The following is a 26,135-nucleotide window of genomic DNA, read 5'->3' as shown; positions in this document are numbered from 1 at the left end:
GAGCCGAGGGTGTCAGGCGCCGCGCGGATCGGGCCGGTCGTCGACCCCGTAGAACAGGCGCTCGAAGACGGCGCGGGAGCGGCGGGTGACGCCGAGGTACTCCTCCTCGAGCACGGACGCTGATCCGGGCGGGTACTCGAGGAGCCGCGCGATGGCGTCGAGCGCGGCGCGCTCGGCGGGCAGGACGTCAGCCGTGCGATTCGTCCAGAGCGTCATCGCGGAGCGGACCCGCGACGCGAGGAGCCAGGCGTCCCGTAGACGCGCCGCGTCGTCCTCGGCCACGAGGTGCGAGGCCACGGCGGCGTCGAGCGCGCCGAGGGTGGTCGGCGTCCGCAGGGCGGTATGCGCGTGAGCGTGCTGCAGCTGGATCAGCTGCACCAGCCACTCCACGTCGCTGAGGGATCCGCGGCCGAGCTTCAGGTGCCGTGTGGGATCCGCACCCTGCGGGAGCCGCTCGTTCTCCACGCGCGCCTTGATGCGCTTGATCTCGCGCACGTCCGCGTCGCCGATGGCCTCGGGGTAGCGGATGCGGTCGGCGAGGGATGTGAAGTCGGCGATGAGGCCGCTGTCGCCGACGACGCCGCGTGCGCGGAGCAGCGCCTGTGCCTCCCAGGTGAGGGACCAGCGCTCGTAGTACGCGCGGTAGGACGCGAACGAGCGCACCACGGGCCCGTTGCGTCCCTCGGGCCGCAGGCCGGTGTCGAGGTCGAGCGGGAGGCGGGAGTCCTCCGTGAGGCGCGTCAGCTCGGTGACGATGAGCTGGGCGCGGCGTTGGGCCAGCTCGGGATCCATGCCGGCGATCGGGCGGAACACGTACATGACGTCGGCGTCGGAGCCGAAGCCGAGCTCCGCGCCTCCGTAGCGGCCCATCGCGACCACGGCGAACTCGGGCCAGGGGCCGTCCTCGCGGCGGATGGCGCGCATGACGCCACGCAGCGTCGCCGTGGTGATGTCGGCCAGGGATGGTCCGAGGGTCTCGACGTGCGTGACGCCCACGATCGCGCCTATGGCGAGTCGGAGGATCTCGCGGCGGCGGAGCGTGCGCAACGCGGCCGCGGCGGCATCGGCTGTGGGATGCCGGTTCACCGTGGCGACGGCCTCCTCCTCGAGGGCCGCCCATGTTCGCGGGCGGAGGTCCTCGTCGCGCGCGAGCCACGCTGCGGTCTCGGGGACGCGGTCGAGCAGCTCCGAGACGAAGCGGGATCCCGAGAGCACCTGCGCGAGGCGCTGGGCGGCACCGGCCGAGTCCCGGAGCATCCGGAGGAACCAGTTCGACTCCCCCAGCGCCTCGCTGAGCCGGCGGAACGCGAGCAGGCCGTGGTCGGGATCCGGGCCGTCCGCGAACCACTGCAGGAGCACGGGGAGCAGGTGGCGCTGGATGGCGGAGCTGCGCGAGACCCCCTGCGTCAGCGCGCGGATGTGCGCGAGCGCCCCACGCGCGTCGACGAATCCGATGGCGGACAGGCGGGCGGCGGCCTGGTCGCTGGTGAGTGCGAGCGACTCCTCGGGCAGCGACGCGACCGCGGCGAGGAGCGGCCGGTAGAACAGCCGCTCGTGCAGCGTGCGCACGGCGGTCTTCGTGGCGGTCCACCGGGCCGTGAGCTCCTCCGCGCGTCCGTCCAAGCCGGTGCTGCGCGCGAGGATCCGCATTCGCTCCTCGTCCGTGGGCATCAGGTGCGTGCGCCGCAGCTGCTCCAGCTGCAACCGGTGCTCGAGGAGCCGGAGGTAGCGGTAGTCCTTCGCGAACTCGCCGGCCTCCGTGCGCCCGATGTAGCCGGCGTCCGCGAGCGCCACCAGCGCGGCGAGCGTGCTGCGGTCCCTGACGGTCTCGTCGCCCTGGCCGTGCACGAGCTGGAGGAGCTGCACCGTGAACTCGATGTCGCGGATCCCACCCGGCCCGAGCTTGATCTGCTGGTGCAGCTGGTCGGCGGGGATGTTGTCCGTGACGCGCGTGCGCATCCGCTGCACCTGTCCGACGAACCCCTCGCGCGACGCGCTCGACCAGACGAGCGGCCCGACGGCGTCGGCGTACCGCCCGCCCAGCTCGACATCGCCCGCGAGCGGACGAGCCTTGAGCAGAGCCTGGAACTCCCAGTCCTTCGCCCATCGCTCGTAGTACGCGAGATGCGAGTCGAGCGTGCGGACGAGCGCGCCGGCCTTCCCCTCGGGCCGGAGGTTGGCGTCCACCTCCCAGAGGGCCGGCTCGATCTCGTGCTCGTCGATGCCCCGCATGGCCAGCACGGCGAGGCGCGTCGCGAGCTCGACCGCACGGGCCGGCTCGATGACGGGCTGATCGTCCGCGTCGGTCGCGGCCTCGGCGACGAAGATCACGTCGACGTCGCTGACGTAGTTGAGCTCGCGGGCGCCCGCCTTGCCCATGCCGATGATCGCGAGGCGCGTCGCGGCGATCTCCTCGGGTCGCGCGCGGCCGAAGCTGCCGGGCGCGGACAGCTCCGCCCGGGCGACGGCGAGCGACGCCTCGAGGGCCGCGCCGGCGAGGTCTGCCAGGGCGGCGGTCACGGGTCGCACGGCCGCGAGCGGATCCGGGTGCACGAGGTCCCACGCCGCGACGCGCGCCACGAGCGCGCGGTAGCGGATCCGCAGGGCCGTCCGCGCGGGCGTGCCGGTGATCCCCGCCACGCCGTCGACCGCCTGGACCGACTCCAGCATGCGGGTGCGGACGTCGACGGGCGCGGGCATCCCCTCGAGCGGACGGGCGAAGGCCTCGAGCTCGTCCGTGTGGCGCGTGAGGAACTCCGCGAGGCCGCGCGACGAACCGAGCACCCGCGCCAACCGATGGCGGGCGTCGGGGTCGGCGAGGACGGCGCGGGTGCGATCGGGATCCTCGCGGAGCAGCCGGACGAGGGCGTCGAGCGCCCCGTCCGGGTCCGCGCTGGAGTGAAGCGCCTCCACGAGGTCGGCCTCGGCCCACCCGCACAGCTCCGCGGCCTCCTCGAGGGCCTCGCCGACCTCGCTGAGACGCGCGAAGCCCGCGCGCGCGAGGGCTCCGAGCAGCGTCTGCCCACGTCTCATGGCTGGCTCCGGCCTCGTCGTCGGATGTCGCTCGTGATGCTCCTGGCTGGGATCCGGATCAGAGCATCTCGAGGTTGGAGCGGAGCTCGTACGGCGTCACCTGGGCGCGGTAGTCGCGCCATTCCTGCCGCTTGTTGAGCAGCACGTAGTTGAACACCTGCTCCCCCAGGGTCTCGGCGACGAGCTCGGAGCGCTCCATGAGCTGGATCGCGTGGTCGAGGCTCGACGGCAGCGGCGCGTACCCGAGGGCGCGGCGCTCGGCGTCGCTCAGCGTCCACACGTTGTCCTCCGCCTCGGCGGGCAGCTCGTAGCCCTCCTCGATGCCCTTGAGTCCCGCGGCCAGCATGAGGGAGAAGGAGAGGTACGGGTTCGCCGCGGAGTCGATGGCGCGGTACTCGACGCGCGAGCTGTTGCCCTTGTTGGGCTTGTACAGCGGCACCCGCACGAGCGCGGAGCGGTTGTTGTGACCCCACGTCACGAAGCTCGGCGCCTCGCCGCCGCCCCAGAGCCGCTTGTAGGAGTTCACGAACTGGTTCGTGACCGCGGTGATCTCGGGGGCGTGCTTGAGGAGGCCCGCGATGAACTGCCGGCCGATCGTGGAGAGCTGGTACTCGGCGCCCGACGCGTAGAACGCGTTGACGTCGCCCTCGAAGAGCGACATGTGCGTGTGCATCCCGCTGCCGGGGTGCGCCGCGAGGGGCTTCGGCATGAACGTCGCGTAGACTCCCTGCTCGATGGCCACCTCCTTGATGACCGTGCGGAACGTCATGATGTTGTCGGCGGTGGTCAGCGCGTCCGCGTAGCGGAGGTCGATCTCGTTCTGGCCGGGGCCCGCCTCGTGGTGGCTGAACTCCACGGAGATGCCGAGGTCCTCGAGCATGCGCACCGAGCGGCGGCGGAAGTCGTGCGCCGTGCCGCCGGGGACGTTGTCGAAGTAGCCGGCCGCGTCCACCGGCTCCGGGCCGTCGACGCCGAACTCGCTCGACTTGAGGAGGTAGAACTCGATCTCGGGGTGCGTGTAGAAGGTGAAGCCGCGGTCGGCCGCCTTCTCCAGCGTGCGCTTGAGGACGTTGCGGGGATCCGCGATGGCGGGCTGCCCGTCCGGCGTCGAGATGTCGCAGAACATGCGCGCCGTCGGGTCGATCTCGCCGCGCCACGGGAGGATCTGGAAGGTCGTCGGATCCGGGTGGGCCAGCATGTCGGCCTCGTACGAGCGGGTGAGGCCCTCGATGGCCGAGCCGTCGAACCCGAGGCCCTCGGCGAACGCGCCCTCGACCTCGGCAGGGGCGATCGCCACCGACTTGAGGGTGCCGGTCACGTCGGTGAACCACAGGCGCACGAACTTGATCCCGCGCTCCTCGATCGTCCGCAGGACGAAGTCACGCTGCTTGTCCATCCACCACCCTCTCGTCGGAGTCCAACCTACCGGCTGACCAGGGGTCGGGCCGAGCGCGCGCGAGGCCGGCCGTAGACTCCGAGGCATGCAGAGCCCCGACGCTGCCGTCTCCCCGTCCGATCCCGCCCGCCTCCCGACCGAGCCCGACGCGGGTCCCCGGCGGGTGCGCATCCGGCACTTCGCCCGGGCGAAGGAGCAGGGCCTCAAGATCACGGGACTCACCAGCTACGACATGCTCACGGCCGGCGTGTTCGACGAGGCCGGCATCGACTTCCTGCTCGTCGGCGACTCCGCCGGGAACACCGTGCTCGGGTACGACACGACCGTCCCCGTCACGGTGGACGAGCTCATCCCGTTGGCGCGCGCGGTCGCCGCCTCGGCCGCCCGCGCGCTCGTCGTGGCCGACCTGCCGTTCGGGTCCTACGAGTCCGGCCCCGACCAGGCGCTCGCCACGTCGGTGCGGTTCATGAAGGAGGCCCGCGCCCACGCCGTGAAGCTCGAGGGCGGCGTGCGCAGCGCGGAGCAGATCCGGCGGGTCGTGAGCTCGGGCATCCCCGTGATGGGCCACATCGGGTTCACGCCGCAGAGCGAGCACGGCCTCGGCGGCCACATCATCCAGGGCCGCGGGGACGCCGCGGAGGCGCTCCTCGCCGACGCGCGCGCCGTCCAGGACGCCGGCGCGTTCGCCGTGGTGCTCGAGATGGTGCCCCAGCAGGTCGCGCGGCGCGTCAGCGAGGAGCTGCGCATCCCCACCATCGGCATCGGAGCGGGGAACGGCACGGACGGGCAGATCCTGGTCTGGACCGACTTCGCCGGCCTCACGAGCGGCCGAGTGCCGCGCTTCGTCCGGCGCTACGCGGACATGCGCGCGGTGCTCCTGGACGCGGCGACGCGCTACCGCGACGACGTCGTCAGCGGCGCGTTCCCCGCGGAGGCGGAGAGCTACTCCGACTGATCCGCGGGATCAGTCGTCGTCGCGGTCCTCCGCCGCCCACTGCTCTGCGCGCTCGCGCAGCCGCTGCGGTGCCCTGGCCGCCTCCTCCGCCGAGGCGAACGGGCCGATCCGATGCGCTGCCGGGGACAGCATCCCCTTCTCCACCTCGCCCGTGCGGTCGTCGTACCAGTACTGCTCGTCGCTGTCGCTCATGCTGCCGATGCTAGGCCCGTCCGCACCGCGCGCGACGGCCGGACCGGGTCGGGCGAGCCGGTAGGGTCGCTTCCATGAGCGAGGACGCGACGACCGCAATCGGCATCGACATCGGCGGGACCGGCATCAAGGGCGCCATCGTGGACGTCGCGACCGGCGAGCTGAAGAGCGAGCGCGTGAAGCTGCCGACGCCGCAGGGCGGCGAGCCCGAGGACATCGTGGCGACCGTGAAGCAGATCATCGACGCGCTCGGCGAGGTCCCCGCCGGCACGCCCCTCGGAGTCTGCTTCCCCGCCGCGATCGTGCACGGCACGACCATGTCGGCCGCCAACGTCTCCCCCACCTGGATCGGCCTCGAGGCCGAGAAGCTGTTCGAGGAGCGCCTGGGCCTCGAGATCACGTTCGTCAACGACGCGGACGCCGCCGGCTACGCCGAGGCCCGCTACGGCGCGGCAAAGGACGTGCGCGGTCTCGTCATCATGACCACGCTCGGCACGGGCATCGGGACGGCCCTGATCCACGACGGCGTCCTCATCCCGAACGCCGAGCTCGGCCACATGGACGTCGCGGGCCGCCGCGACTTCGAGCGCCGCGCCTCGTACGCGGCCAAGGAGCGCGCGCACCTCAACTGGAAGCGCTGGGCCGCCCGGCTGCAGGTGTACTACGGCCAGCTCGAGAAGCTGATGTGGCCGGAGCTGTTCATCGTCGGGGGCGGGGTGTCCAAGAACCACAAGCACTTCCTGCCGCTGCTGCGGCTGCGCACCCCGATCGTGCCGGCGGAGCTGCGGAACAACGCGGGCATCATGGGCGCCGCGGCCCTCGCCGCGCACGCGGTCGGCGCGAGCACGCACGCGCCCGCGGCCGACCTCGTCGACAAGACGAAGCCCGAGGACTGAACCGGAGCGCACGCGACCGCACGACGAAGCGGCCGGATCCCGAGGGGATCCGGCCGCTTCGTCGTGCGGGGTGCGGATGGGCCGGCTGATACGCCGGGTTCTGTCCCGGTGCCTCGCGGCACCATGGACGGCCATCTATCTCGGAGCTGCGTCACCGCAGCCCTCCAGCGGTCTACCCGGGGACTGGACGAGCAGCCTGTGCGTCCCCTGTTCGACCTTGCTCCGGGCGAGGTTTGCATAGCCGACCCGATCACTCGGGCCGCTGGTGGTCTCTTACACCGCCGTTTCACCCTCACCCGCCGCTCGCGCGACGGGCGGTCTGCTCTCTGTTGCACTGTCTCGCGGGTCGCCCCGGGTGGGTGTTACCCACCGCCCTGCTCTACGGAGCCCGGACGTTCCTCGACGCGGTCTCCCCCTCTCGGGTTCCTCCGCGGCGCGACCGTCTTGCCGACCCATCCGCGGGGACGAGTCTAGGGCTGTCGGTGCGCCGGCCTCCCGCTAGAGCCCGGACTCGTCCGTCCGCACGAGGATGGCGTTGCTCTCGGGATCGATGACGACGTCGTCGGGCGCGCGCTTGCGGAGCGCGTCCAGGTCGCTCTGGTGCAGCGCGATGTTGCTGCCGAGGGAGATGCCGCGGTGCAGCATCGCGGCGCCCACGCCGTATCTGGCGCGCTGCTTCTCGTAGAGCGCGAGGAGATCCTCGGGGAAGCGCGTGGCGAGGGCGTCGCGGTCCCTCCGCGCCTGCTCGGCCTGGGCGCGCAGCTCGACGGCCGCGGCATCGCGCTCCGCCTCCACTGCGGCGAGGCGCTCGGCGAGGGCGTCGCGTTCGACGACGACCTCGGCCTGAGCGGCCTGCGCCTCCTCGAGCCGCTGCATCACGTCGAGCTCGACCTCCTCGAGGGTGTCGCGGCGACGCAGCAGCGACTCGAGCTCGCGCTCCAGCGCCTGGACGTCCTTCGAGCTGCCGCCCGCCTCGATGCGGGTGCGGTCGCGGTCCATCCGCGCCTGCACGACCGCCACGTCGGACTCGATGCGCGAGAGCTCCGTCTGGGCGTCCTCCACCACGCCCGTCCGCTCGCCCAGCCGGCGACGCACGAGCTCCATCTCCCGCTGCAGCGCGTCGATCTCCTTCAGCTGCGGGAGCTGCGCCAGCTGCCGCGTGAGGTGCGTGAGCCTGGTGTCGATCTCCTGCAGGTCGAGGAGCTCCTTCTGGATGCTCGGATCGGCTTTCATGCTCTCCCTCTCGTGGTGCGGCTCCGCCTGCGGGAGGCGGGCACGCGGTGCGTGTCGTGGATGCGCGGGCCCGACCGCGCGGCGGGCGGTCACTGCGTGACGGCGAAGTCCCAGGGGTCGGTGCGGACGTCGCTGACTGTGACCTCCACGTCCGGGAGCGCCGAACGCAGCGTGTCCGCGGCCTGGTCGAGCCACAGCCACTCGCTCGCCCAGTGGGAGGTGTCGATGAGGTACGGCGTGCCGCCGCGGAGGGCGGCCGACTCCCGCGCCTCGCTGGCCGGGTGGTGGCGCAGGTCCGAGGTGATGTAGACGTCTGCGGCCACCACGTCGGGGGCGCCGAGCAACGAGTCCCCCGCTCCGCCGCAGAGGGCCACGCGGGTGACGGGCGCGTCATAGGGTCCGGCGACGCGGATCCCCGTCGCCGTGGGCGGGAGGATGCGGGCGAGCTCCCCCGCGAGGCGGCCGAGCGTCGTCGGTGCGGGCAGGTCGCCGACGCGGCCGATGCCGCGCACGCCGCCCGGGGCGGCGTCGATCGGACGGATGGTCTCCGGCACCAGGCCGAGGAGCGCCGCGAGCCGTCCCGAGGTGCCGTCCTCGACGACGTCTGCGGTGGTGTGCGCGGCGTGCAGGGCGCAGCCGGCGCGGATCAGGTCGGAGAGGAGCGCGCCCTTGTAGCCGGTCTCGGCGATCGTGGTGACACCGCGGAGGAGCAGGGGGTGGTGGACGAGCAGCAGGTCGGCGTCGGCGGCGACAGCCTCGTCCACCGTCGCGCGCACGGCGTCGACGGCGAGGTGGATGCGGCGGACCCGTCCACGCGGGTCCCCCGAGACGAGCCCCGAGGCGTCCCAGTCCGATGCGCCGGCGGGCGGCCACGCGTCCTCGACGACACGGACGACGTCGGCGAGGGTGGGGATCACCTGGCCATCGTAACGAAGGGGCGACCGCGGCCCGTCACCGGGCGCCCGCGCATCAGGCTCGGCGCGAGCTGCGGCGGGTCCGTCCGTCGTCGCGCGCCGCGTCGGGCGCGACTCCGGGTGACGGCACGAGCGGCTCCAGCGGCCAGAGGCTCCGCTGGGCGGATCCGCGATGGGCGCTGGACCCGTGCGTCGCGGCGTCGACCACCGACCAGGCGGCGGCGTCGTCGGCCGTGTCGGAGCTCATGGGTGGATGCTAGCGCGACACGCCCGCGGCGACCCGGCCCGCGCGGCCCGTGGACATCGCGATCGGGGCGCACCCGCCTCGGCCGTCACCTGACGCCGCGCGCGGTGAGCGCATCGCCGAGCTGATCCGCGTGCTTCAGGGCGAGCACGAGGAAGGGCACGACGAAGGTCCGGAGGCCGGGCCGCGCTCCGCGCGCCCGCTGCGCCTCGCGGACGTCGGCGGCCAGGCGGCCGAGGACCGGGACGGTGCCGGCCGTCAGCGTCAGGAGCAGGGACATCCGCTCCGTGTCGACGCCGAACCTCCGGAGCGGACGCAGGCCGCGCTCGATGCTGTCGAGGAGCGCGGTCATCGAGGTCGTGAGGACGAGCAGACCGGCGATGGCGATCGCCGCCGTGACGCGGGCGGTGTTCGCCACCGCAGGCTCCGGCCCGAGCAGCACGAGCTGGCTGACGAGGGTGAACAGCATCACCCAGCGCACGGACCGCACCTGGCCGGCGAGCCGGCGCAGGCCCAGGAGGCCGTCGCCCAGCTGCGCGACGGCGTAGGCGAGGACCGCCACGGCGATCGCGGTGCCTGCGGCCCACCAGGTGGACGGCAGGAGCGAGACCCCGAGCACGACGGCCAGGAGCGCCATCAGCTCCGGCCCCGCCGGCATGCGCTCGAGGCGCCCGGGACGTCGTGGCTCGACGGGCGTCACCCGAGCGTCGCCTCGTACTCGGCGATGACGTCCTCGGGCGCGCCCGTGCGGACGAGCCGGCCGCCGGCGAACAGGACGGCGGCATCGCACCGGGCGGCCGCGGCGAGGTCGTGGGTGACGAGGACGAGCCGGTGGCCGTCCTCGAAGAGGTGGTCCGCGACCCGGCGGGCGTTCCTGGCGTCGAGGTACGCCGTCGGCTCGTCGGCGATGACGAGCTCGGGACGCCGGACGAATGCCCCCGCGAGCGCGAGCAGCTGCTTCTGGCCGCCGGAGAGCTCGTGCGACGAGCGGTCGGCGAGGTGCTGGATGCCGAATCGGCGGAGGCACTCGGCGACGCGTGCATCCGACTCGGCGCGCGACAGGCGCTCGGGACGCAGCGAGAACGCGACGTCCTCGGCGACGGTGGGCATGACGATCTGGGCGTCCGGATTGCTGAAGACCAGGGCCACGCGTCGCCTCAGCTCGCGGGATCCGCGGTCGGGATCGACGCCCAGCACCCGCAGCTCCCCCGCCGTGCGCGCGACGAGGCCCCCCGCCAGCCGGGCGAAGGTGCTCTTGCCCGAGCCGTTCTCGCCGATCACGGCGAGCGTGCGCGCGTCCATGTCGAGCGAGACGTCCCGGAGGGCGTCGACGTCGCCGAGGCGCACGCCGACGTCGGTGAGACGCAGGGCCGCGGGGTCCGCGCACTCCGGCGGGGTCACGGGGCCGTCGTCGCGTCGACGTCCCGCGGGGCCGTGGTCCAGCCCGAGGCGCGTCGGAACGCGCGCGGGTAGCCGCGCACCAGGGTCATCACGATGGCGGTGGCGACGGCCGCCTTGATCAGGTCGCCCGGGAGGAAGAAGAGGCTGGTGTACGCGGTCTCGGTCAGCGGCAGGCGCGTCACGAGGCTCTGCACGGGGATCCCGACCGCGTAGATGACGACGATCCCGCCGACCAGCATGGCCACGGCGGTGCGCACCGCGGTAGGCCGCCTGCCGCCGAGGTGGACGATGCACCCGACAGCTGCGGCCCCGAGGATCCAGCCCACGAGGTAGCCGGCGGAGGGGCCGAGGAAGACGCCGAGGCCGCCGGTCCCGCCGGAGAGGAGCGGCAGCCCCACCGCGACGAGCGCGAGGAGGACGGTGAGGGCGAGCGCGCCCAGCCGGGCCCCGAGCACGGCGCCCGCGAGCATCACGCCCAGCGTCTGCGCGGTGATGGGGACGCCCCCGATCACGCTGATGCTCCCCGGCAGGCCGAGCACCGCGACGACCGCGGCGAGCACGGCGACCCGCGCGAGGTCGGTGGCGTCCAGGCGCGCACGACGGTCGGCCCCGAGGGGCAGGGAGCGGGACGGGGTCATGGGCTACCTCCTGCGTGACGCGACGGTCATCGACCTGAACGATGTTCACCTGAACGGCGTTCACTATAGTGGGGGCCATGGTGCGGGCGCATGCGGCAGGGCGGCACAGCCGTGACGACGTCGCCCGCATGGCCCTCCGGATCCTCGACGAGCACGGCCTCCCGGACTTCACGATGCGCCGGCTCGGCGCCGCCCTCGACGTGCAGCCGAGCGCCCTCTACTGGCACTTCCCGGACAAGCAGAGCCTCCTCGCCGAGCTGGCGGACCGCATCGTCGCCGAGGCCGAGGCCGAGACCGAGAACGCGGCTGATCGGCGCACCGACTGGCAGGAAGGGGTCCGGCACGCCGCTGCGGTCCTCCGCGCGGCGCTCCTCGCCCATCGCGACGGCGCCGAGGTCGTGGCCAGCACCACCGCGATGGGGCTCGGCGCGACGGCGGCGCGCCGCTCGCTGTCGGCGGCCGTCGCGGCAGGCGGGTTCGGGGAGGCCGACTGCGCACGCGCGGCATCGGCGCTCCTGCACTTCGTGCTCGGCCACGTGGCGCACGAGCAGCAGCGCATCCAGCTCGATCTGCTCGGCCTGCTGCCCGGCCACGCACGCGACGAGGATCCCGCCCGTGACTTCGCCTTCGGGATCGACCTGCTGGTGCGGGGCCTCGCGACCCGCGTCTGACCTCCCGCCGCGGGGCGCTCGGCGGCGCAGCGTGCGCGCGGTGGGCCCTGCCGGGCTCGAACCGACGACATCCACGGTGTAAACGTGGCGCTCTACCAACTGAGCTAAAGGCCCTCAACGCCCGGTCGTCGAGCGCCCCGCCATGCTAGCCGACCGCATCGGCGCGTCCCGGCCGTGCCGCGGGCGCGGGCCGTAGCCTCTCCCCCGTGCCCATCCACCCCTCCCGCCGGACGGTCGCGGAGCCGCGCTGGCCCGCCGCCGTCGGGCTCGTCGTCGCCGTCGTCCTCTACGCGATCGCGCCGACCGCGGTCCCGACCGGCGTCCGCGTCGCGGTGGTGGCGATCGCCGTCGCCCTGCTCGTGCCGCTGGTCGCGCTCAACCCGCGGCGGTTCACCCGGGAGACCCCGTGGTCCCGCGGTCTCGGGGTCGGGCTCGGCGGCCTGCTGGTGGTCGCCAACCAGGTCAGCCTCGTCGTCCTGGTCGTCGCGCTGGTCGATGCCTCGGAGGCGGGACCGGAGCTGCTGCTCACGGCCCTGCAGGTGTGGGGGACCAACGTGCTCGCGTTCGCGCTCGTCTACTGGGAGCTCGATCGCGGCGGGCCGGTCGCGCGGCGGACCCACGCGCGCGCCGTGCTCGCGCCCGCCGACTTCCGCTTCCCGCAGGACGAGGACTCCGGCGCCGTGTCCGAGGTCGCCCGCCGGTCGTCGGAGCACGCCGACTGGGTCCCGGGATTCGTCGACTACGCGTACTTCTCGCTGACGAACTCGATGGCGTACAGCCCCACGGACGTCATGCCGCTGTCGCATGGCGCCAAGGCGCTCATGGCGCTGGAGGCGTTCGCCGGCTTCGTGATCCTCGCGCTCGTCATCGCCCGCGCGGTGAACATCCTGAGCTGACGACCGCGGCCGGCGCGACCTCGCCGGATCAGGCCGGGACGAGCGCCAGGTCGCGGATCGCGGTGCGGTACGCCTCGAGCTCGCGCGCCTCGCCCGGCGCCGTGATGAAGCTGCCGCGGATGATGCCGCGCGTGTCGATGAGGAAGGTCGCCCGGTTGGCGAAGCCCTTCTCCTCGAGGAACACGCCGTACTCCTTGGCCACCTGGCCGTGCGGCCAGAAGTCGGCGAGGAGCTGGAAGTCGATGCCCTGCTGCTGCGCCCACGCGCGCAGGGTGTGCTTGCTGTCGACGCTGATGCCGATGAGCTCCACGCGGCTGTCGGCGAAGAGGCCGAGGTTTTCCTCCAGCTGGCACATCTCGCCGGTGCACGTGCCGGAGAAGGCGAGGGGGAAGAAGACGAGGGCGACCGCGCGGTGTCCGCGGTACTCGCTCAACCGGACGCGCTCGCCGAACTGGTTGGCGAGCTCGAAGTCGGGAGCCTGTGTGTCGTTGGCCAGGGCCATGGGGTGCGGATCCTTCCGTGCCGGCAGATGTCCCCTGTCTGGCACGAGGATCCACACTACGCCCGGGATCCGCGAAGTCCAGCGCTACGCGGTCAGGGCGGGCCGGCGGGACGCGCCGCCCACCGTCCGTGACCGTCGGCCGTCATGGGTAGGCTGGCCCTCGGCGTACGCGCGGTCTCGCACCCTTCGAGCCCCGTGGCACCGAAGACGATGTCTGCACACCACAGGAAGAGGTCGAGGGTGACTGTCAACGACCAGGATCCGTACTCGGTGAACCACACCGACCAGGATCCGGAAGAGACCGCCGAATGGAACGAGTCGCTCGACGGGCTCGTGGAGACGCAGGGCCGGGGTCGCGCGCGCGACGTCATGCTCAGCCTCCTGAAGCGCTCCAAGGAGCTGCACCTGGGTGTGCCGATGGTCCCGACCACGGACTACATCAACACCATCGCGCCGGAGAACGAGCCCGACTTCCCCGGTGACGAGGACCTCGAGCGCCGCTACCGCGCATGGATCCGCTGGAACGCGGCCGTCACGGTGCACCGGGCCCAGCGTCCCGGCATCGCGGTCGGCGGGCACATCGCCACCTACGCGTCCTCGGCCGCGCTCTACGAGGTCGGCTACAACCACTTCTTCCGCGGCCAGGATCACCCCGGCGGCGGCGACCAGGTGTTCGTCCAGGGCCACGCATCCCCCGGCACCTACGCGCGCGCCTTCCTCGAGGGACGTCTGAGCGAGCACCAGCTCGACGGCTTCCGCCAGGAGAAGAGCCACTCGGGCGGAGGGCTTTCCTCCTACCCGCACCCGCGTCTCATGCCGGAGTTCTGGCAGTTCCCCACGGTCTCGATGGGCCTCGGTCCCATCAACGCGATCTACCAGGCGCAGGCGAACAAGTACCTCACCAACCGCGGCATCAAGGACGCGTCCGACCAGCAGGTCTGGGCGTTCCTGGGCGACGGCGAGATGGACGAGGTGGAGAGCCGCGGCCAGCTCCAGGTGGCGGCGAACGAGAAGCTCGACAACCTGAACTTCGTCATCAACTGCAACCTGCAGCGCCTCGACGGCCCCGTCCGCGGCAACGGCAAGATCATCCAGGAGCTCGAGAGCTTCTTCCGCGGCGCCGGCTGGAACGTCATCAAGGTGGTCTGGGGCCGCGAGTGGGACGACCTCCTCGCCCGCGACACCGAGGGCGCGCTCCTCGACCTGATGAACCGCACGCCGGACGGCGACTACCAGACCTACAAGGCGGAGAGCGGCGCCTACATCCGCGAGAACTTCTTCGGCCGCGACGAGCGCACCGCGAAGCTCGTCGAGGGCTACACCGACGACCAGATCTGGAACCTCAAGCGCGGCGGCCACGACTACCGCAAGGTGTACGCGGCCTTCAAGGCGGCGAGCGAGCACACGGGCCAGCCCACGGTGATCCTCGCGAAGACCGTCAAGGGCTACGGGCTCGGCCCGAGCTTCGAGGGCCGCAACGCGACCCACCAGATGAAGAAGCTCACGCTCGACAACCTCAAGCAGTTCCGCGACGAGATGCGCGTGCCGATCACGGACGCCCAGCTCGAGGAGAACCCGTACCTGCCGCCGTACTACCACCCCGGCCAGGACGACGAGGCGATCCAGTACATGCAGGAGCGCCGCCGCGCGCTCGGCGGGTACTCGCCCGAGCGACGCACGAAGCACACCGCGATCACGCTTCCGGACGACTCCGCGTACCGCATCTCCAAGAAGGGATCGGGCACCCAGGAGATCGCCACGACCATGGCGTTCGTCCGGCTCCTGAAGGACCTCATCCGCTCCAAGGACTTCGGCAACCGCGTCGTCCCGATCATCCCGGACGAGGCCCGCACGTTCGGCATCGACGCCTTCTTCCCGACGGCGAAGATCTACAACCCGAACGGCCAGCACTACACGTCGGTCGACCGCGAGCTGCTCCTGTCCTACAAGGAGAGCCCGCAGGGCCAGATCGTGCACGTGGGCATCAACGAGGCGGGTGCCCTGGCGGCGTTCACGAACCTCGGCACCACGTACTCGACGCAGGGCGAGCCGCTCATCCCGATCTACGTCTTCTACTCGATGTTCGGGTTCCAGCGCACGGGCGACGCGATCTGGGCGGCCGGTGACCAGATGGCGCGCGGCTTCCTCATCGGCGCCACCGCGGGACGCACCACGCTCACGGGCGAGGGGCTACAGCACGCCGACGGCCACTCGCTCGTCCTGTCGCAGACGAACCCGGCCATCGTGTCCTACGACCCGGCGTACGCCTACGAGATCGGGCACATCGTGCGGTCCGGCCTCGAGCGCATGTACGGCGGGGAGCACGAGGACCCGAACGTCATGTACTACCTCACGGTGTACAACGAGCCGATCATCCACCCGAGCGAGCCCGAGGGCGTGGACGTGGACGGCATCGTCCGCGGCGTCTACAAGCTCAAGGACGGCTGGGTCGACGGACCCAAGGCGCAGCTCATGGCGTCCGGCGTGGCCGTCCCGTGGGCCCTCGAGGCGCAGCAGCTGCTGGCCGACGACTGGGGCGTGTCCGCCGACGTGTGGTCCGTGACCTCGTGGGGCGAGCTGCGCCGCGACGGCCTCGCCGCCGAGGAGCACAACATGCTCCACCCGCACTCCGAGACCCGGGTCCCGTACCTGGAGGAGAAGCTGCGTCATGCCGAGGGCCCGTTCGTCGCGGTCACCGACTTCTCGCACGCGGTCCCCGACCAGATCCGCCAGTTCGTCCCCGGCGACTACTCGACGCTCGGCGCAGACGGCTTCGGCTTCTCGGACACCCGTCCGGCCGCCCGCCGCTTCTTCGCGATCGACGGTCCGTCGATGGTCGTGAAGACGCTGCAGCGGCTCGCGAAGCAGGGCAAGGTCGACCAGGACGCGCCGAAGTGGGCGATCGACAAGTACCGCCTGCTGGATGTGAACGCCGGCACGACCGGATCGGCGGGCGGCGAGGCGTGAGCTGCGCCGACCTGACGTGACACCGAGCGACCGGCACGACACCGACGTGGAGACCGGGGAGACGAAGGCGGAGACGCTGACGTGGCTCCGGTCCCTGTCGGGCGAGCTCGCGAGCGCGACGCTGAAGCGGCTGGAGGACACGCTGCCCTGGTACGGCGACATGCCGCCGGGGCGGCGGTCCGCCGTGGGGCTCGTCGCGCAGGCCGGCATCACCTCGTTCATCCACTGGTACGACGACCCCGACTCCACCCCGTGGATCGCGGCGGACGTGTTCGGGGCCGCGCCCCGCGAGCTGCTCCGTTCGGTGAGCCTGCAGCAGACGCTGCAGCTCATCCGCGTCACGGTCGAGGTCGTCGAGGACCGCGTCCGCGACCGCCACCGCACGGTGCGCGACGCGATCCTGCTGTACTCGCGGGAGATCGCCTTCGCGGCCGCCGACGTCTACGCACGTGCCGCGGAGGCCCGCGGGCTCTGGGACGCCCGGCTCGAGGCGCTCGTCGTCGACAGCATCCTGTCCGGCGAGTACGACGACGAGCTGCCGTCGCGCATCGCCGCGCTCGGTTGGCACGGCCACGGGGAGGTCTCCGTCCTCGTGGGCACGGCGCCCGCGGTGCTCGACGTCGATCAGCTGCGTCGCACCGCGCGGCACCTGGAGGCCGACGTGCTCATCGGCGTGCAGGGCAGCAGGCTCGTCCTCGTCATCGGACGCGCGTCCCCCGCGGTGGTCGACCCGGAGGCCGCCGCGCCGGAGGCACCCCCGGTCTCCTTCCTCGAGATCGCGACGCAGCTCGAGCCCGGGTTCGGGGCGGGCCACCTCGTGCTCGGCCACGAGGTCCCCAGCCTCGTCGAGGCATCGCGGAGCGCCCGGGCGGCCCTGGCGGGCTTCGCCGTCGCGCGGTCGTGGCGGAACGCCCCGCGGCCGACGCTCGCCGACGACCTGCTCCCGGAGCGTGCCCTGGCCGGCGACCCGCTCGCGCGCTCCACCCTCATCAATCGGATATACAAGCCGCTGCAGGCGCACTCCACCGAGCTGCTCGCGACGCTCTGGTGCTACCTCGACACCGGCCGCTCCCTCGAGGCGACCGCGCGGGAGCTGTTCGTGCACCCCAACACCGTCCGCTACCGCCTCAAGCGCGTCTCCGACGTGATCGGGTGGGATGCCACGGGCGCGCGCGAGGCGCTCATCCTGCAGGCCGCGCTCATCATCGGCAGCATCGCCGAGGCGGGCACGACCGTCCCCAAGCAGCAGGGGTCGGGTCGCGCCCGCCCCAAGCGCCAGGCGGCGCGTTGACGCACGCGGCGTGTGGCATCGGCACAATGTCGAGGCGGATCCTCTGTCGGATGTCGACTCCGATGCACCTCGCGGCGGACGGGAGGATGGACGGATGATCATCGTCGTCTGCCCGGGCCAGGGCTCCCAGAAGCCCGGCTTCCTCTCGTCCTGGCTCGAGCACCCCGAGCACGCGCGCCGGCTGGGCGAGCTGGGCGACGCGGCGGGCCTCGACCTCGTGACCCACGGCACGACGTCGGATGCCGACACCATCCGCGACACCGCCGTCGCGCAGCCGCTCATCGTGGCCGCCGGCATCGTCGCCCTGCACGCTCTCCTCGCCGACGGCCGTGACGCCTACGTAGCCGGCATCGCTGGCCACTCGGTCGGCGAGATCACGGCGGCCGCGGGCGCCGGCATCCTCACTGACGACGAGGCCATGCGCGTCGTGCGCACCCGCGGCGACGCGATGGCGGAGGCCGCTGCGATCACCCGCACGGGGATGAGCGCCGTCGTGGGCGGAGACCAGGACGCAGTCCTCGCGCGGCTCGCCGAGCTCGACCTCGAGCCCGCCAACTTCAACGGCGGGGGCCAGATCGTCGTCGCCGGAGCGCCCGACGCCCTGGCCGCGTTGCAGGCCGAGCCGCTCCGTGGGACGCGGGTCATCCCGCTCCAGGTCGCCGGCGCGTTCCATACGCACCACATGGCGCCCGCGGTCGACGCGCTGCGCGCCGCCGTGGCGCCGCTCGCGCCCCGCGACCCGCGCTTCCCCGTCTGGACCAACCGCGACGGCAGCCGCGTCGGGTCCGGCGCCGCGTACCTCGATCTCATCGTGGGCCAGGTCGCGAGCCCCGTGCGCTGGGACCTCTGCATGGAGGCCTTCGCCGCCGCGGGCGTCACCGGCCTCATCGAGGTCGCCCCCGCCGGTGCGCTGACCGGCCTGGCCAAGCGCGGCCTCAAGGGCCTCCCGACGCTCGCGCTCTCCACACCCGACGACCTCCCGGCGGCGATCGACATGCTCGACGCGCACGCCTGATCCCGCCTCACCGACACCGAACAGGCACCCATGACCGACCAGCCCCGCCCCACCATCCGGACCGCGCCCGTGGTCGAGCGCTTCACCCGCATCTGGGGCCTCGGCGCCGCCCGCGGCGAGCTCGACGTGCCGAACGACGACCTCGTCGGCCCGATCGACTCCTCCGACGAGTGGATCCGCCAGCGCACCGGCATCATCACCCGCAAGCGCGCGGGCGCCGACGTCGACGCGGTCGACCTCGCGACCACGGCGTCGCTCGAGGCGATAGCGAAGGCCGGCATCCGTCCGGAGCAGATCGGCATCGTCCTCGTCAGCACCGTGAGCAACACGGTGCAGACGCCGTCGATGGCCGCGCTCCTGGCCGACCGCATCGGCGCGAACCCGGCTCCCGCATACGACATCTCGGCCGCCTGCGCCGGGTACACCTACGGCATCGCGCAGGCCGACTCCTTCATCCGGTCGGGCCTCGCGGAGTACGTCCTCGTGGTCGGCGCGGAGAAGCTGTCCGACATCGTCGACCCCACCGACCGCTCCATCTCGTTCCTGCTCGGCGACGGCGCGGGCGCCGCGATCGTCGGCCCGAGCGACACCCCCGGCATCTCGCCGACCGTGTGGGGCTCGGACGGCTCCAACTGGGACGCGGTCGGCATGACCGGCACCCTGAAGAGCATGCGCGACGGATCCGCGTGGCCCACGCTCCGCCAGGACGGCCAGAAGGTCTTCCGCTGGGCGGTCTGGGAGATGGTCAAGGTCGCCAAGGAGGCGCTCGACCGCGCGGGCGTCACCCCCGAGCAGCTCGCCGCCTTCATCCCCCACCAGGCCAACATGCGCATCGTCGACGAGTTTGCGAAGCAGCTCGGCCTCCCCGAGTCCGTCGCCATCGCGCGCGACATCGCCACCACGGGCAACACCTCCGCCGCGTCGATCCCGCTCGCCACCCACCGCCTGCTCGAGGAGGACCCGTCGCTCTCCGGCGGCCTCGCCCTGCAGATCGGCTTCGGCGCAGGACTCGTCTTCGGCGCGCAGGTCGTCGTCCTGCCCTGAGCCCCACCGCCCCATAAGCTGTTCCGGTCATCACGAACCACGAGGAGATACACATGGCACTGTCCACCGAAGAAGTCCTGGCCGGCCTGGCCGAGCTCGTCAACGACGAGACCGGGATCGCCACCGACACCGTCGAGATGGACAAGTCGTTCACCGACGACCTGGACATCGACTCGATCTCGATGATGACGATCGTCGTCAACGCCGAGGAGAAGTTCGACGTCAAGATCCCCGACGAGGAAGTCAAGAACCTCAAGACCGTCGGCGACGCGGTCACGTTCATCACCAACGCGCAGTCCTGACCGCGCGGAGCATGGCCGGTCCCGATCACGGGGCCGGCCATCTCCCTCCCCTGTTCCCGACGTCGAGGAGACGCCACGCATGACCACCCCCAAGAAGATCGTCGTCACCGGCATCGGCGCGACGTCTCCGCTCGGCGGCACCGCCGAGGACACCTGGCAGGCGCTCCTCCGCGGCGAGTCTGGCATCAGCACCCTCGAGCAGGACTGGGTCGCCAAGTGGGAGATACCCGTCACCTTCGCCGGGCAGGCCAAGGTGCCGTCCTCCGAGGTCATGCAGCGCATCGAGACCAAGCGCCTAGACCCGTCGAGCCAGTTCGCGCTCACGGCCGCGCGTGAGGCGTGGGCCGACGCCGGCTCCCCCGAGGTCGACCCGCTGCGCTTCGCCGTGGACTGGGCGACCGGCATCGGCGGAGTGTGGACGCTCCTCGACGCCTGGGACACCCTCCGCGAGAAGGGCCCCCGCCGGGTCCTCCCCATGACGGTCCCGATGCTCATGCCCAACGGCCCCGCGGCCGCGGTCGGCATGGACCTCGGCGCGCGCGCCGGCATCCAGACCGTCGTCTCCGCGTGCGCCTCCAGCACCGAGTCCATCGCGAGCGCCTACGAGCACCTCCAGGCCGGCCGCGCGGACATCATCGTCGCCGGCGGATCCGAGGCCTCCATCCACCCGCTGCCCATCGCGTCGTTCGCCGCGATGCAGGCGCTCTCCAAGAGGAATGACGACCCCACGCGCGCGTCGCGTCCCTACGACATCGCGCGCGACGGCTTCGTGCTCGGCGAGGGCGGCGCCGCCCTCGTCCTCGAGACCGAGGAGCACGCGAAGGCACGCGGCGCCCGCATCTACGCCGAGCTCGTGGGCGGCGCCGTCACGAGCGACGCGTTCCACATCACGGCCCCGGACCCCGAGGGCACGGCCGCCGCGCGCGCCATGATCCAGAGCATCGAGGGCGCGGGCTACTCGCGATCCGACGTCTCGCACATCAACGTGCACGCGACGAGCACGCCCGTCGGCGACATCGCCGAGTACAAGGCCCTCGAGCGGGTGTTCGGCGACGCCGTGCACGGGATCCCGGTGAGCGCCACGAAGGCGTCGACGGGCCACCTCCTCGGCGGGGCGGGCGCCATCGAGGCGGTCTTCACCGTGAAGGCGCTCGCGGAGCGCACCGCTCCCCCGACGATCAACCTCACGGAGCAGGACCCCGACATCCCGCTCGACGTGGTGACGTCGCCCCGGTCGCTGGGCGACGGCGACCTGCTCGCGATCAGCAACTCGTTCGGCTTCGGCGGGCACAACGCGGTCATCGCGTTCCGCAGCGTCTAGCGGCACACGCGACGAGAGGCCCCGACCGGATGGTCGGGGCCTCTCGTCGTGGGGCCGGCGGGGAGGAGCCGCGCGCCCAGTGGGGTGCGGGTCAGCCGACCTTGTGCAGCCAGACGACCGGGCTGAAGTCGCTCGCGTGGCGGAACGCCTCCAGCTCGTCGTCCCAGGCCTGGCCCATGGCGAGGCGGAGCTCGCGGTGGAGCTCCAGCGTGTTGGATCCCGCGACGTCGAGGGCGTAGCGGATGCGGTCCTCGGGGATGACGGTGTTGCCTGCCGTGTCGGTCTGGGCGAAGAAGACGCCGAGGTCGGGAGTGTGCATCCAGCGTCCGCCGTCGCGGCCGGGTCCGGCGTCCTCGGTGACCTCGTAGCGGAGGTGCTCCCAACCGCGGAGGCCGCTGGCGATGGCGGCGCCGGATCCCTCCGGGCCCTCCCAGTAGTACTCCGCGCGCATGGCGCCCTTCAGCACCGGCTGCGGGTCCCACGTGAAGTTCACGGCGTGACCGAGTGCACGACCGGCGGCCCATTCGACATGGGGGCAGAGCGCGCGAGGGGAGGAGTGCACGTAGAGCACTCCTCGAGCCGGTCTTGAGTTGGCGACGGGTGCTTCCATGGGTCTCCTCCATCCGATCAGATGCGTCTTCCCCAACGATCTGCGTGCGATGGACGAGCTCCACACCTGCCGGTGCGGCCGGCGCGAGCGCCGACGGATCCCATCATGGCGGGTGATCCTGTGCGCGGGCAACATGCGGGTGACGACGCGCCGCAGCGGGTTCGCGCGCGCTTCCGCGGATGCGGCGGGTCCGACCGCGATGCATGCCGGGAATGCCTATGCTCCAGGTGTCGGCCCGCCGTGGCCGGGAGAAGGGGCGGGGATGTCGGTGCGGCACGCGCTCCTCGCGATCCTCACGGAGGGCACCTGCTACGGCTACCAGCTGCGTACCGAGTTCTCACGACGGACGGGCACCTCAGCGCCCCTCAACGTCGGCCAGATCTACAACACCCTCGACCGGCTGGAGCGCGACGGCATGGTCGTCAAGGGCGCCACGGACGAGGCGGGTCACGTGCCCTACACGATCACCCGGGCCGGGGACGCGGAGGTCGAGGCGTGGCTGGCCTCGCCCGTCGGCCCCGTCGGGGCTCGCGACGAGCTGCCGGTGAAGGTCGCGCTCGCGCTCTCGCTCCCCTCGGGCGACGCCCTCGAGGTCGTGCGGGCCCAGCGGGAGGGCTCGCTGACCGAAGCGGCCGAGCTCGCGCGGATCCGCTCGGAGCTCGAGGCGGACGTCGGCGAGGTCGCGATCGCGCGCCTGCTCGCGGTGGATGCGCAGGAGGCGCAGGTGGCCGCCCGGCTGACGTTCCTCGACGCGGCCGAGCGCCGCATCGGGGACGCGCGCGCGACGGGCGCGCGACCCGCCGGGCTGGCCGCGGCGCCCCGCCGAGGACGTCCCGCGCGCCACCCGGGCGGATCCGCGCACTGACCTAGTGCAGGAGGCCGCCGCCCTTCGCGAGCACGTTCTTCTCCCCCGCCTCGATGGGCACGGCGAATCGGTTCTGCTTGGGCGGCATCGGGCAGTTGAAGTTGTAGCTGAAGGCGCACGGGGGCAGGTAGGCGCGGTTGAAGTCGAGCGTGATCGTGCCGTCAGGCGACGGCGCGACCATGAGGAAGCGGCCCACGCCGTACGTGGACTCGCCGCTCGTGGCGTCCGAAAAGACCAGCAGGAGCGCGCGGCCCTCGCGGAAGGCGGCCAGCGAGTAGTCGACCCCGTCCTTGGTGAACGTGATCTCGCCGGGCACGACCTTGTCCTTGGTGGCGCCGTCGTCCTTGAGGTGCTCGAAGCCCATCGCGCGGCCGCCCTCGATGGGCGTGAAGTCGGCCGTGACGACCCACTCCTCGGAGTAGGGGAAGGCGTCGATGCCGCCGAAGTCGCGGATCGCGTCGGACTGCGCGTCCCAGACGCGGAGCGCGTACGTCCCCTCCTCGCTCGCGATGACGAACGCCGACACGGTGTCGCTGGCGACGACGGAGGACGGCTGCGGGTCGTCGCGGCCGCGCACGATGGCCTCGCCGTCGACGAGGACGCCGTCGACGCGCAGGCCGTCCGCCGCGGTCGCGCGCACCCGCAGGCCGGAGACGCCGGGCTCGAGCGGCGACCAGGTGCCGGGGATCCCGTAGACGGGCTGCGGTGCGGCGTCGTGGGAGATCCACTGCGTGTTGACGAGGGCCAGGTTGCCCTGGGGCAGGACCACCATCTGCTCGCGTCGCGAGCGGTAGACGGCGAGCACCTCCGCCGGGTCGGTGGGAGCGGGGGCGGCGGTGGCGGGATCGGTCATGGACCCATCCTCGCGGCCAGCAGGGCGCCGACCAAGTCGGGAGCGCGTCAGGCGGGCGGGGTTCCCCGTGTCGCACCGCGAGCGTACGGTCGGGGCATTAGCACAGATCACGAGAGCACCTCGACCGACGACGACGGCACGACGACGCACACCGAGGAGCACGTCGAGACCTCCACCTCGGTCACGACCGAGAGCGGCTCGGACGGATCCACCCCCGACGGGTCGGGCAGCAACACGGGCGAGGGCGACGACCACTCGGGCGACGTCGCCTCCGGCGGCTGATCCTCCCCACCTGCGAGCGACGCCCGGTCCCACGAGGGGCCGGGCGTCGTCATGTCCGGGCTCGTCTCACTTCGCCTGCGCGTAGTCGTCGACCACCGCGATCGTGACGGGGAAGTCGACGGGCGCGTCGCCGAACAGCAGGCGGCCGGCCTCCGCGGCGGCCTCGGACACGGCCACGCGGACCTCGTCGACGCGGTCGTCCGGCGCGTGCACCATGACCTCGTCGTGGAGGAAGAAGACGAGGTGCGGGCGGGATCCGGGCCGCTCCATCGCGGCGAGGCGGCGCCGGAGCCCGGCGAGCCAGCAGAGCGCCCACTCGGCGGCGCTGCCCTGGACGACGAAGTTGCGGGTGAACCGGCCCTGGTCGCGGGCGGACGTGCGCGCGCGGGCGGCATCCGCGCCGGACGCCTCGCCCGCGCGGCCGATCTGCTGCACGTCGACCCACGCGTCGCCAGGCGGCGGCGAGGACCTGCCGAGCCGCGTGCTCACGACGGCGCCGCTCTCGCCCGCCCGCGCCGCGCGCTCCACGTAGCCGGTGGCGCGCGGGTAGGCCCGGACGAGCCGCGGCATCAGGCGCCCGCTCTCGCCGGAGGTGGCGCCGTACATGGCGCCGAGCATCGCGACCTTGGCGTGCGCGCGGGTGTCCACGACGCCGGCGTCGACGAGGCCCTGGTAGAGGTCGGTGCCGCGACCCGCGTCGGCCATGGCGCGGTCCTCCGCCAGCGCGGCGAGCACGCGCGGCTCGAGCTGGGCGGCGTCGGCCACCACGAGCCGCCAGCCGGGATCCGCGCGGACGGCGGACCGGATCTGCCGCGGCAGCTGCAGCGCTCCGCCGCCGCTGGCTGCCCAGCGCCCCGTGACGACGCCGCCCGGCACGTACTCGGGGTGGAAGCGGCCGTCGCGGATCCACGTCTCCATCCAGGTCCACCCGTTGGCCGTGAGCAGGCGGGAGAGCTTCTTGTGCTCGAGCAGCGGCGCGATGACGGGGTGGTCGATCTCCTGCAGCTCCCACTGCCGGGTGCTCGCGGCGTCGATGCCGACGCGGCGCAGGGCACGAAGCACGTCGGGCGGGCTGTCGACGTTGAGGTCAGGCGCTCGGAGGATCTCCCGGATGCGCGCCGCGAGCCGCAGGAGCGCGGGAGGCGCTCCGCCGTGCGCGGGCCGTCCGCCGAGCAGGTCTACCAGGAGCGCGTCGTGGACGGCCGTGTCCCAGGGCAGGCCGTCGGCGGACATCTCCGCGGCCACGAGGGCGCCCGCCGACTCCGCCGCGAGCAGGAGTCGCAGGCGGCCGGGCTCGGCGCTGGCCGCGACCGCGTCGAGCTGGAGACGGAGCTCGGCGATCAGCTCGTCCGGCGAGCCGCCGTCGGACGTGTCGAGGTCGTCGAAGAGCGTGGCGGACGCGGACGGCTCCCGCTCGGACGGGGCAGCCCGGTCCCAGGGGCCGGCGGGCAGCCGCGCGAGCTCGCTGTCGGCGGTCTGCGTCGAGAGCCGGAGGATCGCGTGGCAGAGGCGGAGGTCGTGGCAGCGCGCGACGCGCACGCCGGCGGCGATGAGGGTCCTGGCCCACGCCGCCGTGTCGTCCCAGACCCAACGCGGGGAGGGCGTGGCCCGCTCGCGGGCGGCGACCACCGCGGGCCATTCGGTGAAGGGGACCTCGCGGGTCCCCGTGACGTTCCCGGTCGCGTCGAGGTCGACCAGCCGGACGCCGGAGGGCGTCCGCGCGACCAGGATGTGCATGCCCCCATCATCCCGCGCACGTCCGACGTCGGATCGCCGGCCGGGCTCCGCGCCGCTCCCCCACATGGCGTCACGGAGGGAAACACCCGACGCGAATGTGCGCGCATCCCCCGCTGGCGCGGTTTCACCCGCTAGGGTTGGTCACAAGTCGTCAGGTCCTCACGATCCGCCCGGTCCGCCGGAGGGGTCACGAGGGGCAGGCGACCCGCGGTCCCGGGTCCCGGGGTCGATGCATCTCTTTTTGAAGGAAATTTCGTCATGGCAACAGGCACCGTCAAGTGGTTCAACGCTGAAAAGGGCTTCGGCTTCATCGCTCCCGACAACGGAACCGCGGATGTGTTCGCTCACTACTCCGCGATCGCGACGGGCGGCTACAAGTCGCTCGACGAGAACCAGAAGGTCGAATTCGAGGTCGCCCAGGGCCCCAAGGGTCCCCAGGCTGAGAACATCCGCCCGCTCTAATGCCACCCGCTCGCCTCTGGTGAGCGCAGCACGCTGAGCTTCCGAGAACGGCTCCGACCATGTGGTCGGAGCCGTTCTCCATTTAACGCGACGTCCGCGCGTGCGCGACCATGGACGGTGCCCTCCTACCGCATCACCATGACCGTCGGCGCGCTGCGCCCCGGCGCCGATCCCGCCGCCGTCCTCCCCGCGGCCGCCGATGAGGCGGCCCGCATCGCCACCCTCGAGGCGAACGACATCCAGGTCGTGCGCGGCGAGCCCCGGCTCACGGTCCGGTTCACCGCGGACGACGACGCGGCGGCCGAGCGCATCGCGGGCGCGGTCCGCGCTCGTACGGCCGGGCTCGTCGAGATCCCCCGGGCGAGCATCACGCGTCGCGACGGAGGCGCCTGGACCCGGATCTGATCCGCCCAGC

Annotated in this window: 27 protein-coding genes, 1 tRNA gene and 1 other RNA gene; 13 read left to right on the top strand and 16 right to left on the bottom strand. The window is 72.6% G+C overall.

The features are described 5' to 3' along the window. Positions 1-12: 12 nt before the first annotated feature. Together NL142_RS08625 and NL142_RS08620 are read right to left on the bottom strand one after the other, a co-directional pair. Positions 13-3,033 carry a bifunctional [glutamine synthetase] adenylyltransferase/[glutamine synthetase]-adenylyl-L-tyrosine phosphorylase gene (locus NL142_RS08625; protein WP_435078829.1) on the bottom strand — a complete coding sequence of 1,007 codons (3,021 nt, stop codon included), beginning with the start codon at positions 3,031-3,033 and terminating at the stop codon, positions 13-15. Between the two features lie 58 nt (positions 3,034-3,091). Next, a complete protein-coding gene (locus NL142_RS08620) occupies positions 3,092-4,429 on the bottom strand; it encodes a glutamine synthetase family protein (protein WP_012038322.1) in 1,338 nt (445 codons plus the stop codon). An 85-nt stretch (positions 4,430-4,514) separates the two neighbouring features. On the opposite strand from NL142_RS08620, the gene panB reads away from it, so the two are divergent. Continuing rightward, on the top strand, positions 4,515-5,384 hold the full coding sequence (gene panB, locus NL142_RS08615) for a 3-methyl-2-oxobutanoate hydroxymethyltransferase (protein ID WP_194682553.1): 870 nt from the start codon (positions 4,515-4,517) through the stop codon (positions 5,382-5,384). 9 nt (positions 5,385-5,393) lie between these two features. Here the strand turns inward: panB and NL142_RS08610 are convergent, their stop codons facing one another. Beyond that, on the bottom strand, positions 5,394-5,576 hold the full coding sequence (locus NL142_RS08610) for a hypothetical protein (protein ID WP_012038320.1): 183 nt from the start codon (positions 5,574-5,576) through the stop codon (positions 5,394-5,396). A 74-nt stretch (positions 5,577-5,650) separates the two neighbouring features. On the opposite strand from NL142_RS08610, the gene ppgK reads away from it, so the two are divergent. Beyond that, positions 5,651-6,472: a polyphosphate--glucose phosphotransferase gene (ppgK, locus tag NL142_RS08605; RefSeq protein WP_043586874.1), complete on the top strand. Its 822-nt coding sequence runs from the start codon at positions 5,651-5,653 to the stop codon at positions 6,470-6,472. Positions 6,473-6,545: 73 nt separating this feature from the next. Here the strand turns inward: ppgK and rnpB are convergent. The 7 genes from rnpB to NL142_RS08570 form a co-directional block, all read right to left on the bottom strand. Beyond that, positions 6,546-6,927: RNase P RNA component class A (gene rnpB, locus NL142_RS08600), an RNA gene on the bottom strand. Between the two features lie 43 nt (positions 6,928-6,970). After that, a complete protein-coding gene (locus tag NL142_RS08595; RefSeq protein WP_435078825.1) occupies positions 6,971-7,705 on the bottom strand; it encodes a zinc ribbon domain-containing protein in 735 nt (244 codons plus the stop codon). Positions 7,706-7,794: 89 nt separating this feature from the next. Continuing rightward, positions 7,795-8,622, bottom strand: a complete 828-nt coding sequence (locus tag NL142_RS08590) for a Nif3-like dinuclear metal center hexameric protein (RefSeq protein WP_435078823.1) — start codon at positions 8,620-8,622, stop codon at positions 7,795-7,797. A gap of 52 nt (positions 8,623-8,674) precedes the next feature. After that, positions 8,675-8,866, bottom strand: a complete 192-nt coding sequence (locus NL142_RS08585; RefSeq protein ID WP_435078821.1) for a hypothetical protein — start codon at positions 8,864-8,866, stop codon at positions 8,675-8,677. Between the two features lie 85 nt (positions 8,867-8,951). Then, positions 8,952-9,563 (bottom strand): CbiQ family ECF transporter T component, encoded by a 612-nt coding sequence (locus NL142_RS08580; protein WP_435078819.1) that lies wholly within the window; start codon positions 9,561-9,563, stop codon positions 8,952-8,954. Beyond that, the gene (locus NL142_RS08575; RefSeq protein ID WP_435078817.1) at positions 9,560-10,264 is read right to left on the bottom strand and encodes an energy-coupling factor ABC transporter ATP-binding protein; all 705 of its coding nucleotides are present in this window, start codon (positions 10,262-10,264) and stop codon (positions 9,560-9,562) included. Before NL142_RS08575 ends, NL142_RS08580 begins: the two co-directional genes overlap by 4 nt. Then, complete coding sequence (locus NL142_RS08570) at positions 10,261-10,902, bottom strand: biotin transporter BioY (protein WP_435078815.1); 642 nt, start codon at positions 10,900-10,902, stop codon at positions 10,261-10,263. Before NL142_RS08570 ends, NL142_RS08575 begins: the two co-directional genes overlap by 4 nt. Before the next feature lie 77 nt (positions 10,903-10,979). On the opposite strand from NL142_RS08570, the gene NL142_RS08565 reads away from it, so the two are divergent. Further along, on the top strand, positions 10,980-11,573 hold the full coding sequence (locus NL142_RS08565; RefSeq protein ID WP_435078813.1) for a TetR/AcrR family transcriptional regulator C-terminal domain-containing protein: 594 nt from the start codon (positions 10,980-10,982) through the stop codon (positions 11,571-11,573). Positions 11,574-11,614: 41 nt separating this feature from the next. Here the strand turns inward: NL142_RS08565 and NL142_RS08560 are convergent. Next, positions 11,615-11,687: transfer RNA gene (locus tag NL142_RS08560), tRNA-Val, on the bottom strand. Positions 11,688-11,779: 92 nt separating this feature from the next. Here NL142_RS08560 and NL142_RS08555 point away from each other — a divergent pair. Beyond that, entirely contained in the window at positions 11,780-12,469 is a 690-nt protein-coding gene (locus NL142_RS08555) for a hypothetical protein (protein WP_435078811.1), read from the top strand. A 28-nt stretch (positions 12,470-12,497) separates the two neighbouring features. On the opposite strand, the gene NL142_RS08550 is transcribed toward NL142_RS08555, so the two are convergent. Further along, positions 12,498-12,971 (bottom strand): peroxiredoxin, encoded by a 474-nt coding sequence (locus NL142_RS08550; RefSeq protein WP_012038310.1) that lies wholly within the window; start codon positions 12,969-12,971, stop codon positions 12,498-12,500. Positions 12,972-13,211: 240 nt separating this feature from the next. On the opposite strand from NL142_RS08550, the gene aceE reads away from it, so the two are divergent. From aceE to NL142_RS08520, 6 genes are all read left to right on the top strand, one after another. Beyond that, positions 13,212-15,938 carry a pyruvate dehydrogenase (acetyl-transferring), homodimeric type gene (aceE, locus tag NL142_RS08545; RefSeq protein ID WP_435078808.1) on the top strand — a complete coding sequence of 909 codons (2,727 nt, stop codon included), beginning with the start codon at positions 13,212-13,214 and terminating at the stop codon, positions 15,936-15,938. Positions 15,939-15,954: 16 nt separating this feature from the next. Continuing rightward, positions 15,955-17,229: a PucR family transcriptional regulator gene (locus NL142_RS08540; protein ID WP_043586891.1), complete on the top strand. Its 1,275-nt coding sequence runs from the start codon at positions 15,955-15,957 to the stop codon at positions 17,227-17,229. A gap of 94 nt (positions 17,230-17,323) precedes the next feature. Then, complete coding sequence (locus NL142_RS08535) at positions 17,324-18,244, top strand: ACP S-malonyltransferase (protein ID WP_435078805.1); 921 nt, start codon at positions 17,324-17,326, stop codon at positions 18,242-18,244. Positions 18,245-18,274: 30 nt separating this feature from the next. Beyond that, positions 18,275-19,288: a beta-ketoacyl-ACP synthase III gene (locus tag NL142_RS08530; protein ID WP_194682565.1), complete on the top strand. Its 1,014-nt coding sequence runs from the start codon at positions 18,275-18,277 to the stop codon at positions 19,286-19,288. Positions 19,289-19,341: 53 nt separating this feature from the next. Beyond that, on the top strand, positions 19,342-19,590 hold the full coding sequence (locus tag NL142_RS08525; protein WP_012038305.1) for an acyl carrier protein: 249 nt from the start codon (positions 19,342-19,344) through the stop codon (positions 19,588-19,590). A 79-nt stretch (positions 19,591-19,669) separates the two neighbouring features. Continuing rightward, entirely contained in the window at positions 19,670-20,911 is a 1,242-nt protein-coding gene (locus NL142_RS08520) for a beta-ketoacyl-[acyl-carrier-protein] synthase family protein (protein WP_116055441.1), read from the top strand. 91 nt (positions 20,912-21,002) lie between these two features. Here NL142_RS08520 and NL142_RS08515 read toward each other — a convergent pair whose 3' ends face one another. Then, a complete protein-coding gene (locus NL142_RS08515) occupies positions 21,003-21,521 on the bottom strand; it encodes a DUF3145 domain-containing protein (RefSeq protein WP_012038303.1) in 519 nt (172 codons plus the stop codon). Between the two features lie 262 nt (positions 21,522-21,783). Here NL142_RS08515 and NL142_RS08510 point away from each other — a divergent pair, with 262 nt between their 5' ends. Next, a complete protein-coding gene (locus NL142_RS08510; protein ID WP_435078802.1) occupies positions 21,784-22,386 on the top strand; it encodes a helix-turn-helix transcriptional regulator in 603 nt (200 codons plus the stop codon). Between the two features lies 1 nt (position 22,387). Here the strand turns inward: NL142_RS08510 and NL142_RS08505 are convergent, their stop codons facing one another. The 3 genes from NL142_RS08505 to NL142_RS08495 all read right to left on the bottom strand — a co-directional run bounded on the left by NL142_RS08505 (position 22,388) and on the right by NL142_RS08495 (position 25,258). After that, on the bottom strand, positions 22,388-23,239 hold the full coding sequence (locus NL142_RS08505) for a DUF1684 domain-containing protein (protein WP_435078800.1): 852 nt from the start codon (positions 23,237-23,239) through the stop codon (positions 22,388-22,390). 107 nt (positions 23,240-23,346) lie between these two features. Next, complete coding sequence (locus tag NL142_RS08500) at positions 23,347-23,574, bottom strand: hypothetical protein (RefSeq protein WP_435078798.1); 228 nt, start codon at positions 23,572-23,574, stop codon at positions 23,347-23,349. A 13-nt stretch (positions 23,575-23,587) separates the two neighbouring features. Next, positions 23,588-25,258 carry a bifunctional 3'-5' exonuclease/DNA polymerase gene (locus NL142_RS08495; RefSeq protein WP_435078796.1) on the bottom strand — a complete coding sequence of 557 codons (1,671 nt, stop codon included), beginning with the start codon at positions 25,256-25,258 and terminating at the stop codon, positions 23,588-23,590. Between the two features lie 258 nt (positions 25,259-25,516). Here NL142_RS08495 and NL142_RS08490 point away from each other — a divergent pair, with 258 nt between their 5' ends. Next, positions 25,517-25,720, top strand: coding sequence for a cold-shock protein (locus NL142_RS08490; protein WP_012038298.1), 204 nt, complete (start codon positions 25,517-25,519; stop codon positions 25,718-25,720). Between the two features lie 117 nt (positions 25,721-25,837). Further along, the gene (locus NL142_RS08485) at positions 25,838-26,125 is read left to right on the top strand and encodes a hypothetical protein (RefSeq protein WP_435078792.1); all 288 of its coding nucleotides are present in this window, start codon (positions 25,838-25,840) and stop codon (positions 26,123-26,125) included. Positions 26,126-26,135 lie beyond the last annotated feature (10 nt).

The sequence above is a fragment of the Clavibacter quasicaliforniensis genome (assembly GCF_051201715.1).
In the GTDB taxonomy this organism is placed as follows: Bacteria; Actinomycetota; Actinomycetes; order Actinomycetales; family Microbacteriaceae; genus Clavibacter; species Clavibacter seminis.
This window is presented reverse-complemented; position numbering and strand designations above follow the sequence as displayed.

What these genes read in the sequence shown, in the direction of transcription:
- ppgK (WP_043586874.1), top strand. Translation starts at nt 5,651, where the DNA reads ATGAGCGAGGACGCGACGACCGCAATCGGCATCGACATCGGCGGGACC.
- NL142_RS08565 (WP_435078813.1), top strand. Translation starts at nt 10,980, where the DNA reads ATGGTGCGGGCGCATGCGGCAGGGCGGCACAGCCGTGACGACGTCGCC.
- NL142_RS08535 (WP_435078805.1), top strand. Translation starts at nt 17,324, where the DNA reads ATGATCATCGTCGTCTGCCCGGGCCAGGGCTCCCAGAAGCCCGGCTTC.
- NL142_RS08515 (WP_012038303.1), bottom strand. Translation starts at nt 21,521, where the DNA reads ATGGAAGCACCCGTCGCCAACTCAAGACCGGCTCGAGGAGTGCTCTAC.
- NL142_RS08610 (WP_012038320.1), bottom strand. Translation starts at nt 5,576, where the DNA reads ATGAGCGACAGCGACGAGCAGTACTGGTACGACGACCGCACGGGCGAG.
- NL142_RS08490 (WP_012038298.1), top strand. Translation starts at nt 25,517, where the DNA reads ATGGCAACAGGCACCGTCAAGTGGTTCAACGCTGAAAAGGGCTTCGGC.
- NL142_RS08520 (WP_116055441.1), top strand. Translation starts at nt 19,670, where the DNA reads ATGACCACCCCCAAGAAGATCGTCGTCACCGGCATCGGCGCGACGTCT.
- NL142_RS08505 (WP_435078800.1), bottom strand. Translation starts at nt 23,239, where the DNA reads ATGACCGATCCCGCCACCGCCGCCCCCGCTCCCACCGACCCGGCGGAG.
- NL142_RS08595 (WP_435078825.1), bottom strand. Translation starts at nt 7,705, where the DNA reads ATGAAAGCCGATCCGAGCATCCAGAAGGAGCTCCTCGACCTGCAGGAG.
- NL142_RS08500 (WP_435078798.1), bottom strand. Translation starts at nt 23,574, where the DNA reads ATGACGACGCCCGGCCCCTCGTGGGACCGGGCGTCGCTCGCAGGTGGG.
- NL142_RS08585 (WP_435078821.1), bottom strand. Translation starts at nt 8,866, where the DNA reads ATGAGCTCCGACACGGCCGACGACGCCGCCGCCTGGTCGGTGGTCGAC.
- NL142_RS08625 (WP_435078829.1), bottom strand. Translation starts at nt 3,033, where the DNA reads ATGAGACGTGGGCAGACGCTGCTCGGAGCCCTCGCGCGCGCGGGCTTC.
- NL142_RS08530 (WP_194682565.1), top strand. Translation starts at nt 18,275, where the DNA reads ATGACCGACCAGCCCCGCCCCACCATCCGGACCGCGCCCGTGGTCGAG.
- NL142_RS08510 (WP_435078802.1), top strand. Translation starts at nt 21,784, where the DNA reads ATGTCGGTGCGGCACGCGCTCCTCGCGATCCTCACGGAGGGCACCTGC.
- NL142_RS08495 (WP_435078796.1), bottom strand. Translation starts at nt 25,258, where the DNA reads ATGCACATCCTGGTCGCGCGGACGCCCTCCGGCGTCCGGCTGGTCGAC.
- NL142_RS08570 (WP_435078815.1), bottom strand. Translation starts at nt 10,902, where the DNA reads ATGACCCCGTCCCGCTCCCTGCCCCTCGGGGCCGACCGTCGTGCGCGC.
- NL142_RS08620 (WP_012038322.1), bottom strand. Translation starts at nt 4,429, where the DNA reads ATGGACAAGCAGCGTGACTTCGTCCTGCGGACGATCGAGGAGCGCGGG.
- panB (WP_194682553.1), top strand. Translation starts at nt 4,515, where the DNA reads ATGCAGAGCCCCGACGCTGCCGTCTCCCCGTCCGATCCCGCCCGCCTC.
- NL142_RS08550 (WP_012038310.1), bottom strand. Translation starts at nt 12,971, where the DNA reads ATGGCCCTGGCCAACGACACACAGGCTCCCGACTTCGAGCTCGCCAAC.
- NL142_RS08525 (WP_012038305.1), top strand. Translation starts at nt 19,342, where the DNA reads ATGGCACTGTCCACCGAAGAAGTCCTGGCCGGCCTGGCCGAGCTCGTC.